The sequence below is a fragment of the Flavobacterium movens genome (assembly GCF_039581425.1).
In the GTDB taxonomy this organism is placed as follows: Bacteria; Bacteroidota; Bacteroidia; order Flavobacteriales; family Flavobacteriaceae; genus Flavobacterium; species Flavobacterium luteolum.
In genome coordinates this window covers 235,287-247,186 of sequence record NZ_JBCPXY010000003.1, presented here as the reverse complement: position 1 = coordinate 247,186, position 11,900 = coordinate 235,287, and the positions used below count along the sequence as shown (strand labels likewise).

Here is an 11,900-nt window from a genome sequence, read left to right as displayed (position 1 = left end):
AACATAAAATCTTGGGATAAAAAAAAACATCTAATTCAATATTTTAGAACTTGTAACGCAGACTTGTCATAACTTGACGAGGAGCGATTGGGTTCACACTATAGTTCTCGTGAACAGTATAATTTAATGTGTTTGTAATGTTTGATAACTTGCAAAGAATAGAGAATTTTTGCCAAGTATATCCAACAGATGCATCAACTGTAACATAGCCTTCTAATGGAATATCACGATCTCTAATTGTTACTGTGTACGTTTTTGGATTTGTTGAAGGTTTATTTTCTGTCCAAAGATAATCATCATTCCATCCTCCTAAACGGTTTCCGATGTAGTTTCCGATTGCACCAAAAGAAACGTTTTTAAAGAATCCAGACTGTAAAGTATAAAAGAAACTTAAGTTAGCTGTGTTTAATGGAGTTCTTGCTACACGGTCTCCTTCGACAAAGCTTCCGTTTAATCCTGAAGTTTTAGTGTAACGCATGTCGTTGTAGCTGTATCCAGCAATAATATTTAAACCATCTACAGGTCTTGCCGTAACGTCAACTTCTACACCTTTGCTTTTCGTTTCTCCACTTAACATTTTAATGTTAGCGTCAAAATTGTCGCTTCCATCAGCTTTTGTTGGTGCCATCTGTGCCAAATTGCTATTAGTAATTTGATAAACAGTAACATTTGTGCTTAATAATCCTTTAAACCAATCTGTTTTTACACCAAGTTCGTATTGATCAATAATAGAAGCTTCAATAGGCTGTAAGTCTACTGTGGTTCCTGTATTTGGAGTAAAAGAAGTTGAATAACTTCCAAATACTGAAACATCTTTTGTTGGCTGATACACTAATCCAGCTTTAGGAGAAAATGCATTATCTAAACGCTTTGGAGTAATTGTTGGAACTGCATTTTGAGGATTTCCAGCGCCAGTTGTAGTTTCTTTATATGTACTTACTTCAGCTTCTTGCCAAGACCATCTTATACCTGCCAAAACTTTAAATTTATCTGTGATAGAAATAAAATCTTGAAAATAAACTCCAAAACGATTCGTGTCTGTTTTTGTAATTTGAGTAGCTCTTGCGTTCGGAATGTCATTTCGTTGTGTTGACGGATCAAAATCAAAAAGATAAATAGTGTCATAAAGACTAGGATCATACTTACCATTTACTTTTACTTCTTCTTCACTAAAAGCGTAAGTATAAGCAGTTGCAAACGAATTTTCCCAGTCTACACCGGTAAAAATTTGATGTTTTACGGAACCAGTATTAAAGTTCCCTTGAAGACTTAATTGATCTCCTAAAATTTGCTCTAAGTTTTGTCCTTGAGTTAATCCTCTGTTCCAGTAACCTGGAATTGGATATATTTTAGTGTCATCTAAGCCTGATAGTTGAGCTGTAGATTTTTGTGTTCTCTTGTATGTTTGATAAGAACTATTGAAGTTTAGTTTCCAGTTTTTATTAAAATCGTGATTTAATAATACAGATGCACTTGAAGATTTAGTTGTTCCATTTGACCAAAGAGATCCATAAAAAGCGCTTCGAGGAAGATCTAAAATTTCTTTTCCGATAATTCCAGTTCCAAAATCAGGTGTCCAATCAGCACTTAAATAGTCTCCTTGTACTGTAATTTGTGTTTTTGGATTAACAATAAAAAGTAATGATGGATTTACATAAATACGCTCGTTTTTTACAACATCTCTAAAGCTTTCTGAATTTTCGTAAGAACCATTAATTCTAAACGCGATTGATTTATTTAAGCCTCCGTAAAAATCAAATGCTGGTTTGTAGTACGCATAACTTCCAAACTGCATTGAGATTTCTCCTCCGCTTTTAAATTGAGGAGTTTTGGTTACTAAGTTTAAGATCCCCCCTGGAGCTACATTTCCAAATAATAGTGCAGAACTACCTTTTAGAAATTCTACTTTCTCTAAACCTGAAACATCAGGAATTGATCCCGAATTGTAACGGAATCCATTTTTGAACATATTATTGGCAGACATGTCGTAACCTCTAGAAAAGAATGATTCCTGAGCACCACCACGAGCAGAACCTACATAAACACCGTTAGCATTTTTAAGAACTTCACTTAATCTGATGGCTTGCTGCTGTTCGATTATTTCAGAACCGATAACTTGTATCGTTTGAGGATTGTCCATTGGTTTTAATCCAGAACGAACTGCTGTTACAGGTTTTGGTTCTTTTGTTTTGGTAACCACAACCTCGTTAAGAATTTCTCCTTTTTTGTTTTTTACAGTATCATTAACTGAAGAAGTAGTCTCATTGCTTGAGTAATCTTGGCCGTAAGAGACAAAACTTAATAATCCTAATGCAAATAGTAAATTATATTTCATGGTGTTTATTTAGATTCAATAAAAATTATCGAGTGCAAATATAAATAGACAAAGTCTTTAACAGGAAATTATGAAGCGATTTTCTTTATTAAAACTTACTTATTCTTTTCTTAAGATTTGCTTAAGGATTTTCTAATGTTATTTTAATTTAGTATAAATAGTAACAAAAAATCCTTGCTAAGGAGCAAGGATTTTAAATTGAAATTAAAATCTAAGAATGAGATTGACTGAAATTATTTTACAGCAATTTGATACGTTGCCATTTTCCAGATTTCATCGTATTTTTTTCCATTATGTTCGCCAGACGATTTATCTGTATGCGCATATTCTACCATATAATTTCCAGACCAGATTGGTGTAAAAGAGAATTCTCCTTTATCGTTTGTCCATAATTCTTTTTCCCATCCGTTTGGAGCAATTACTTTGATTTTTGTTTGTTTAGCAATAGCTCCTTCGTAAGAAGCAACTCCAGTGATTTTACTGTCTTTTTTTGCGACATCTGCATTTTCTGAGAAAACAGCAATCTTGTTTGTGTTAGAAGCAATATTGTTTCCTGTAGCTTTGTTTCCAACAACAACAGTTGCACTAGAATTGTAATCTAGTTTCATCGTGCCATAAACATCTTTTACAGTATGATGCATAACAATTGTATAAACTCCGTCTTCATCTGGTGTAAAGAAAGCCTGGTATTTATTGTCTAAAGCTTTAGAAGTTAATTTAACCTCTTTTTTGGATGGAGAAATTACAACTAAAGAAAAATCCTTTAAATCAGAAAACCATTTATCTGCTTTTGTAATATCGTTATCAGAGAATTCGCCAAAATAAACAGAAATTTCTTGAGCTTTTCCTTTTGTTCCTGTTGCCTTAGTTTCTATCCAAAGGGCGTGAGCAAAAAGCTGAGGTGCAGCAAAAAGCATTAAAAATAAAAAGCTTAGTGTTTTTAAAGTATTTGATTTCATAAGATCAAGTTTAAAGTATAGAATTATATTTTCCACAAACATAAGTCTTATTTAGAATAAATAAAAATAAAACATAAAAAAAAACCTCGAAATACATTTTAAATTGTATAGATTTCGAGGTTTTAGAAAATATTTGAATAGGAAAACTAAAGTCTTACTGTTAGGTTTACTAAGAAGTTTGCAGGGGTTTGAGCCATTCCATAAGAATCCCAATACTTTGTGTTTGTCAGGTTGTTGAATTTAACGCCAAGTCTCCATACTGGTCTGTCGTAAAATACAGTTGCACTGTAAATTGAATAAGAAGGAGCATAAAAACTTTCATCTTCAAATTTATACTGTTTGTCTACATAATTTCCTCCAAAACCAAATCCTAAATTTTTTAGTGTGTTTTGAAATTTATACGAAACCCAGAAATTGACAACATTTTCTGGTGCACCGCTAGCCTTGTTGCCTTCAATTGAGGCATCAGACGATTTGACGATGCGGTTGTCATTATAAGCATAACCAGCTGTCAAGTTTAAGCCGTTTATCGGATTGGCAATAAATTCAAAATCAATTCCTTTACTTACTTGTTTTCCGTCCTGAATATTATATCCATCAGGATTTGTTCTTGTAGCATTATCAATTGTAATGTTGTAGTAGCTAATTGTTGTGCTTAATTTTTTATTAAATCCTTCTACTTTTACACCACCTTCATATTGATTGGCATAAATTGGCTTTAAGATTAATATAGATCCGTCTGGCTGATTTACAGGTCCAGCATTTTGAAAACCATTCATATAATTTCCAAATAAAGAAACCTGTTCTTTAACCAGTTCATAAACCAAACCTAATTTTGGAGACAAAGCAGTTTGGTTATATCCATCTGTATCTTCCAATTTTTTCTGAACAAAGTTATCTAGACGAAGACTTAACATTGCCGATAAGCGATCTGTAAAACTTACGACATCTGAAGCATAAACACTAAAAGTCTGCTCATTTGGAACACCAAATTGCATTTCCTTCAATTTCGGATCTACATCGCTTTTTCGAATTGGTTCGAAAGCTGTCGTTACGTCAATTTCATCTAAAACTTGTGTTGTGGCATATTTAAATGTGCCTTTTGTAAATCTGTAATTAACGCCCGCTAAAAGTTTATGTTTGATGCTTCCAGTAGAAAACTCGCCATTAATATTTTCTTGAAAATTGGTGAAGTTATTATGAATTGGGCCAAAACGCGATACCATTCTTTGAACTTCTGTTGGCGATTTCCATGTAGTGTAATACTGGTAACTATGATCTACGCGTTCGTCTACCAATGAGAATAGTGTTGTAGATTTCCAGTTGTCAGAAATTTTATATTCCGCTTGAGCAAATATTTTAGGAGAAGTCGTTTTAGCATCAAGATCATCTGCAAATAAACTCGTTCTGTAATCTACTTTTAGATCTGTTGGGTTGGTAAGTCCTTTCGCATAAGAACGTCCGTAAGTAGGGCGTGTGTTATTGGTGTTGAAAATCTCTGTGTCCAAACTCAACGTTAATCTATCGGTTGCTTTATAAATAATGCTTGGTGCAAATAAGACCGTTTTATTAAAACCATAATTTAAGAAACTGTTTTCTGTATTGGCCGAAGCGTTCATTCTAAACAAAACTTTTTTATTCTGAGTCAAAGGCATATTAAAATCTACCGCAACACGTTGCAGTCCAAAGCTTCCTCCAGTATAAGATATCTCTGTTTTGCTAGTTTCAAAAGGCTTTTTGGTAACCAGGTTGACAACTCCTCCAAATGAAGAAACAGAAGAACCAAATAAAGTTCCAGAAGGACCTTTTAGCACCTCAATTCGCTCGGCATTATCAATTGAGATTGAGCTTCGTCCAGAAAGAGTCTCCATTCCGTTTCGTGCATTTACACCTGTACTGAATCCTCTAAAACTAATTTCAAGTCCGCCAGAAGGATATATTTTTGAGATCGCACCAGTAGCATTTTGCACTGCGCTTCTTATGTCTACCGCAATTTGCTCTTGTAATAGTTCTTTGTGAATAACATTGTAAACCTGAGGATTTTCGAGATTCTTTAACGGCATTCTAGCAACATAATCGGTCTTTTTTGACAAGTTGCTTTTCTTTCCATTTACGACCACTTCATTCAATTCTTTATTAGAAACCTTTAATTGTAAATTAATGGTAATGGTTTCATATTCAGTGACAATTATTTCTCTTTCAAGCGTTTCATAGCCCGATAGAGATACTTGTATAATGTAAGTGCTGGGTTTTACTCTGTTAAATTCAAAACCGCCGTCGTCATTAGAAACGGTTCCGTATTTCGTATTTTTAAGAATAATATTGACACCGGCAGCGGCATCGCCATCAGATGTTGTGATTGTTCCTTTTATTTTTCCGTGGTTTTGTGCAAAGGCAGATAAAAACGAAAATAGTAAACTGACTGAAAATAGAAAACGCGTAGTTTTCAAATGGAGGTAATTCATTATTATTTTAAATTGGTTTATAATTATTAATTTTATTTAGAATAAATAAAAACAATGCAAATGTAAAAATTAAAATAGTTTTAACAATTTTATTTTTTTCTCATTTAGTGTCGAAATTGTTAAATGTTGATTTTATAGAGATTAATCAAAATTCTTATTAGAACTTGTAGTGGGATAAACTTTAAAAAGGCTTAATTTTGCAGTCTGAAAAACGATTTCATGATTTTACCATTCTTTAAAAAGATTCAAAATACGCCTCGAGGATATCGTATTGCCAATACAGTTTTTTTCTTTCTTTCTGGTTTTGGCTATTCTTCTTGGGTTTCGAGAATCCCACATATACAAGCCCAATTGAAATTATCTGAAGCCGAATTTGGAGCCGTTTTATTTGCTTTTCCAATCGGTTTAATGTTGACAATGCCCTTTACGGGAAAACTGTTAAACAAATACAGTAGTCGATATATTATGCTACTTGGTGCGGTAATGTTCAATGTGGCTTTGTCTTTGCCAGGTTTGGCGGCATTTGTCTGGCAATTAGTCATTATACTTTTGTTCTTTGGAGCCTCTCGTAATATTTTCAATTTATCTATAAATGCACAATCTCTTGAAGTGCAGAAATTATATCCAAAATCGATTATTACGCGTTTTCATGCAGTTTGGAGTATTGCCGTTTTTTCGGGAGCGGGATTAGGCTATGTAATGGTAACACAGAAAATTGCGCCATCACATCATTTATTGGGAGTGAGTATTTTTATGCTGGCGCTGACAGCTTGTTTCTATCCGATGAGTATTCACAACGAACCTGTTCCAGTTAAAAAGAAGTTTTTCTCAATGCCAGAAAAAAATCTGGTAAAATTTTCCCTGATCTGTTTCGTTTCTATGGCTTGCGAAAATACGATGTACGACTGGAGCGGAATTTATTTCGAAAATATCTTAAAAGCTTCTCCAAAATTAACCAGCGCTGCGTTTGTGTTTTTTGCTTCGGCAGTAACTTTAGGGCGTATTTTTGGGGATTATGGCGTAATGAAATTTGGAACTAAAAAAATCCTGCTTTATAGCGGAATCTTAATAACGGCTGGTTTTGGTCTTTGTTTTGTCTTGCCGTATGCGTATCCAACAATTTTCGGTTATGTTTTAATCGGATTTGGGGTTTCTTGCGTGGTTCCGTTAGTATTTAGCATTGCCGGAAGATCTTCAAACTTAAGCAGCGGTTCGGCCTTAACTTCAATCTCAACAATTGGTTACCTCGGATTTTTATTAGTTCCGCCAATGGTTGGTTTTATTTCTGAATATCTAAGCATGAAATGGGCGTTTCTTATTATGGCACTTCTAGGTATTCTGATGATTTTTATGGTGAACAAGATCGGGGAGAATGAGTAGTTTTTAAAATACTAAGTAAGTTCTAGAGTTTAGCAAACCGTTTTATTTATTATTTTGCATTAAACAAGCTTTCAATTTGGATTCTTTCAGCAAAAGTTTCAAGATTTAAGTCTGAAGATATATTATTAAAGAGTATCTTAACTTTTTGCGCATTTTCTGGGTGAATGATTTTACAATTTATAAAATCATGATCATTTAGATATTCTCCAAAAGTTGATAATAATTTTTCTCTGGAAATTAAAGTATTTTCTTTCTTTGTTTTAAACCATTTTTTTTGAACTTTAGTCAATAAAAAATAATCTGCATTAGGAATTACATTTGGAATATGTTCAGTCCAGCTTGAAACGGTGATAACATCATTGTTTTCTTTTGTTTTGAAAAAAAACATTTTAGGAACAAAATAAGCGTTCCCTAACTTTTGTTGAATTAAATTTCGGTTAGCATTATAATTCCAAATTTGATTTGATTTTTCAATGTCTAAATAACTGTTTTGTTCTGAAAAGTGGCTTGAACTTGCATGTAAATTTGTGTTATTCCAATTGTTGAACAATTCTTTTTGATTCGGCTTGTATGGTTTGTCATTTTCAGATTGCGGATTGAAAACATATAAGTCTAAATCATTTACTAGTTTATCTATAAATTCGAATGCTTCGATTCCGAAGAAACTTGGTCGAAGAAAATTTAGATTGAAGGAAATATTTACATCCTTGAAATCTTCAAAATTTTCAAAATTTTCAAAATTTTCAGAATCGTTATTATTTTCTTTTTCTGTTTTTTCGAAAGTAAAATATACTTCTGTATCAGAATTATGAAAAAACCATTGATTATTTTCTTTTGGAACTAATTCTGAGGATAAAAAATTCTCAATTTCATTATCAGTTATAGGACTTCCTTTAGTTTTGAAAAAATATAAATCGTAGCTCATCTTTAAATTAATAATATTTATTATTTCTTCGTCATCACAAACTTCTCAGAACTCGGTTTTCCGTTAAGATTTCCAGAAATCTCTGCTGTCAAAGTATTGTTTGCACTTCTTGTATAAGTGATTTTTTGAGGATAATCGTGTTTCGGATTTTCGAAAACCAATTGTTTATCTGATTCAGAAGTAGAAGGGAAGAAAACTGGTTTGTCATCATTTTGCCCCTTTACAGTTGCTTTGTAAGTTAGCGTTTCGCCTAACTGAGCCAAAACAATAGTTTCAAAATGCAAAGTGTCTTTTCCTTTAATAAAATAAGAAGAAGCGCTAAAAGTACTGTCGTTTAGTTTTTGCCAATTTTCAGATAAAATTCCATCTTGAGTTTTATTTTCCCAGTTCCCGATTAACCAGTCGGCTTTTTTGATTTTATCTTTTTCAACCGTTTCTTTTTTCTGGCAGGAAACTGCGGCTAATACAAGAGCTAAAAGAGTAATTTTCTGAAACATATTTATGAGATTTTGGGTTTGGTAATATGCTACTAAAGTATGAATTTTTTTTTTAGCCACGAATTCACGAATTTTTCTTGATAAACGGAATGGAAAGTTTTCTGCGAATTTTTCGAATTATTATTGAAGAGTAAAATTATTTTTGGCCACAGATTAAAAGGATTAAAATGATTTTGTCTCACGCAGATTTAGCAGATTCAGCAGATTTAATTTTGTACTCTGCATTATAAAAATCTGTCAAATCTGCTAAATCTGCGAGAAAAATTTTGTGGAAATTCGTGTAATTACTACGTCTGTCCCTTCTGGCGAGTCGCGGCAGAAAAAATCTGTGTGAATCCTTTTAATCTGTGGCTTAAAAAATCAAACACTAGCACTCAAAATAGAGTAAACTAATTCCTTAGTAGGTTTTTGGTCTTGCAGTTTCGCTCGAACTTCATCAAAAGTGACTTTAAAATCACAGCCCGATTTGTATTCAGCACAGCCATAAGCTGTTTTACCTTTTAGAATTGTTCCTTTTTTGCATTTCGGACAAGTCAAAGCATCTGAACTTTCTTTTGTTTCGGCTTTTTTATCTATTTTCTTTGGCTCTAATTTCAGTTTGTAATTTTCTTCAAAACGAATTAAACCCTCAACCGTTCCAGAATCAGTTTTAAAGCCTTTTATATTTACTGTAGAACCTTTCTGAACCAATCTTAAATACTGGCTTTCCGTAATTTTTTTATCGTGAAAAACAAAAGGCAACACAAAATCACAGCCCGATTTGTATTCGCTGCAACCAAAAGCCGATTTTCCTTTTAGTATATTTCCTTTTTGACATTTCGGACATGTTTCTGCCGAAATTCCAGCCGCTTTCTTTTTCTCTTTTTCTGCTTTTACAACAGGTTTCTGAATCGTTGCAGCATGAGAAATATTAGCATGTTTGGTTTCGCTTCGAACTTCATAAACCAAAGCTTCCACCATATGCTTCATGTTTCTGATAAACGCAGCAGCGGTGAAAGTTCCTTTTTCAATATCTTTCAGTTGTTTTTCCCAAGTTCCAGTAAGTTCAGCCGATTTTACCAATTCGTTCTGAATCGTATCGATCAATTGAATTCCCATTAAAGTTGGTAAAACCTGTTTTTTATTTCGAACAATATACTGACGTTTGAAAAGCGTTTCAATAATATTCGCACGAGTTGACGGACGTCCGATTCCGTTTTCTTTCATCAATTCACGTAAATCTTCGTCGTCAACCTGTTTTCCTGCGGTTTCCATGGCACGAAGTAAAGTAGCTTCGGTAAACTGATTGGGTGGTTTGGTTTCTTTTTGAAGAAAAGATGGTTCATGCGGACCTTTTTCGCCCACAGTAAAACTCGGCAATAAGTCGGGCTCTTTTTCTTTCGCATTCGGATCTTCAAAAACAACGCGAAAACCTTTCTTCAAGATTTCTTTTCCAGTTGCTTTAAAAGTCACATCGGCAGCTTTTCCGATTACGGTTGTATTGGCAACGAGACAATCATCGTAAAAAACGGCAATAAAACGTCTTGTAATAATATCGTAAACCTGCTGTTGATTATGAGGCAGATTGTTTTGAACTCCCGTTGGAATAATCGCATGGTGATCGGTTACTTTTTTATCGTTGAAAACCTTTGGCGATTTTTTGATTTTTTTCTCCAAAATAGGCTGAGTCAATTCAGCATAATTGGTTAATTTCTGGAGAATTCCAGGTACTTTCGGATAAATGTCTCCTGGTAAAAAAGTCGTATCAACTCTAGGATATGTAATTACTTTTTGCTCGTATAAAGTTTGTGCAATTTTCAGTGTTTCTTCTGCCGAAAAGCCAAATTTTTGATTGCAATACACCTGTAAACCTGTTAAATCGAAAAGTTTTGGAGCATATTCGTTTCCGTTCTTTTTCTCAACAGAAACAATTTCGAAATCACTTTCCTTGACTTTTGCTACTATAATTTGTCCATCTTCTTGGTTTAGAAAACGGCCTTCTTCATAACTAAAAAGTGTTTCTCTATATAAAGTCTGCAATTCCCAATAAGGTTGAGGTTTAAAGTTTTCGATTTCTCTAAAACGATCCACAACCATTGCCAGCGTTGGAGTCTGCACGCGTCCAATAGATAAAACCTGTTTGTAACCACCATGTTTTACGGTATACAAACGTGTGGCATTCATTCCTAATAACCAGTCGCCAATAGCTCTAGAAAACCCAGCGTAGTATAAATTATCATAATTGGCTGATGGTTTTAAGTTTTCAAAACCTTCTTTAATGGCTTCCGTTGTAAGTGACGAAATCCATAAACGCTGAATTTCGCCTTTGTAATGCGCCTCGTTCATTACCCAACGCTGAATCAATTCTCCTTCTTGTCCAGCATCCCCGCAGTTGATAACCACTTCGGCTTTCTCAAAAAGGCTTTTAATAATTTTAAACTGTTTTTGAATTCCAGAATTTTGAACGACTTTGGTTTCAAACTTTTCAGGAAGCATTGGCAGATTGTTCAAATCCCAGCTTTTCCAATGCGGTTTATAATCATTGGGTTCTTTTAAGGTGCATAAATGCCCAAAAGTGTAAGTCACGGCATAGCCATTGCCTTCATAATATCCGTCATGTTTGGTATTAGCGCCCAAAACAGATGCGATTTCACGTGCTACACTTGGTTTCTCAGCAATACAGACCTTCATTTTTTCCTTTTCTTATTGAAGAGCGAAAGTAACGATTTTATGGGAAAGGGGCAAAGGTTGTAAGGAGCAAAGGGACAAAGGTTTTTGTTTTACTTGATATAGATATACCTTCATTTTATGTCCTACTGAGCGATCCCAAGGCTTCGAGAGAAGGGCACGTAAAGCGAGAAAGAGCTTTAAGAGTCAATCAAAATTCAGTTGGAAAAGTTAAATTAAATTCTGGTTTTTTGATGGCAAGTTCCTTGCATTTTTTTTCAAACTCCATTTTATTGAAAGGGCCAAAAATGGGTTTGTCTTGAAAAATGCTTTTTGTTCTTTCAATAATATAATAGTGTGTTATGTTTAAATTTATTTTGCCTTTGGAATTCTTTAAAAGAGGGTGCTGTTTCGAATAAATATATTTAGAATTGTATCCTGTGGCAAAAACAAAAGCAGGAACCAATGTTTCTACTTTTTTCAGCGACCTTGATTGATGTATGTCAATCCAAAGAACCTCGTAGTCGTCTACGATGGTCTCAATTTCGTAATCATGAAAACCAAAACAAGAAGTTAATGTAATAGAGGTTAAAACTGCAAAAACGAATTTTTTCATGAGTTTAAATTCTCTTTTCTATAATTTATTTTAGATGATTTAAAAACAGATTTGGATAATTTCAGAACCGTTAAGCT

8 protein-coding genes are annotated in these 11,900 nt (G+C 33.7%); 1 reads left to right on the top strand and 7 read right to left on the bottom strand.

The genetic code is table 11. The features are described 5' to 3' along the window. Positions 1-43 precede the first annotated feature (43 nt). The 3 genes from AAYQ05_RS07435 to AAYQ05_RS07425 form a co-directional block, all read right to left on the bottom strand. Complete coding sequence (locus AAYQ05_RS07435) at positions 44-2,335, bottom strand: TonB-dependent siderophore receptor (RefSeq protein WP_343542301.1); 2,292 nt, start codon at positions 2,333-2,335, stop codon at positions 44-46. 233 nt (positions 2,336-2,568) lie between these two features. Next, positions 2,569-3,294 carry a DUF4198 domain-containing protein gene (locus AAYQ05_RS07430; RefSeq protein WP_343542299.1) on the bottom strand — a complete coding sequence of 242 codons (726 nt, stop codon included), beginning with the start codon at positions 3,292-3,294 and terminating at the stop codon, positions 2,569-2,571. 146 nt (positions 3,295-3,440) lie between these two features. Next, positions 3,441-5,759, bottom strand: coding sequence for a TonB-dependent siderophore receptor (locus tag AAYQ05_RS07425; RefSeq protein WP_343542297.1), 2,319 nt, complete (start codon positions 5,757-5,759; stop codon positions 3,441-3,443). A gap of 219 nt (positions 5,760-5,978) precedes the next feature. Between AAYQ05_RS07425 and AAYQ05_RS07420 the strand changes: the two genes are divergently transcribed. Further along, a complete protein-coding gene (locus AAYQ05_RS07420; RefSeq protein ID WP_343542295.1) occupies positions 5,979-7,139 on the top strand; it encodes an MFS transporter in 1,161 nt (386 codons plus the stop codon). A gap of 49 nt (positions 7,140-7,188) precedes the next feature. Here AAYQ05_RS07420 and AAYQ05_RS07415 read toward each other — a convergent pair whose 3' ends face one another. The 4 genes from AAYQ05_RS07415 to AAYQ05_RS07400 all read right to left on the bottom strand — a co-directional run bounded on the left by AAYQ05_RS07415 (position 7,189) and on the right by AAYQ05_RS07400 (position 11,823). Beyond that, the gene (locus AAYQ05_RS07415) at positions 7,189-8,064 is read right to left on the bottom strand and encodes a hypothetical protein (protein ID WP_343542294.1); all 876 of its coding nucleotides are present in this window, start codon (positions 8,062-8,064) and stop codon (positions 7,189-7,191) included. 20 nt (positions 8,065-8,084) lie between these two features. Further along, positions 8,085-8,561, bottom strand: coding sequence for a DUF6265 family protein (locus AAYQ05_RS07410; RefSeq protein ID WP_343542293.1), 477 nt, complete (start codon positions 8,559-8,561; stop codon positions 8,085-8,087). A 360-nt stretch (positions 8,562-8,921) separates the two neighbouring features. Continuing rightward, on the bottom strand, positions 8,922-11,231 hold the full coding sequence (locus AAYQ05_RS07405; protein WP_343542292.1) for a type IA DNA topoisomerase: 2,310 nt from the start codon (positions 11,229-11,231) through the stop codon (positions 8,922-8,924). 187 nt (positions 11,232-11,418) lie between these two features. Beyond that, positions 11,419-11,823 (bottom strand): DUF3997 domain-containing protein, encoded by a 405-nt coding sequence (locus tag AAYQ05_RS07400; RefSeq protein WP_343542291.1) that lies wholly within the window; start codon positions 11,821-11,823, stop codon positions 11,419-11,421. Between the last annotated feature and the right edge of the window lie 77 nt (positions 11,824-11,900).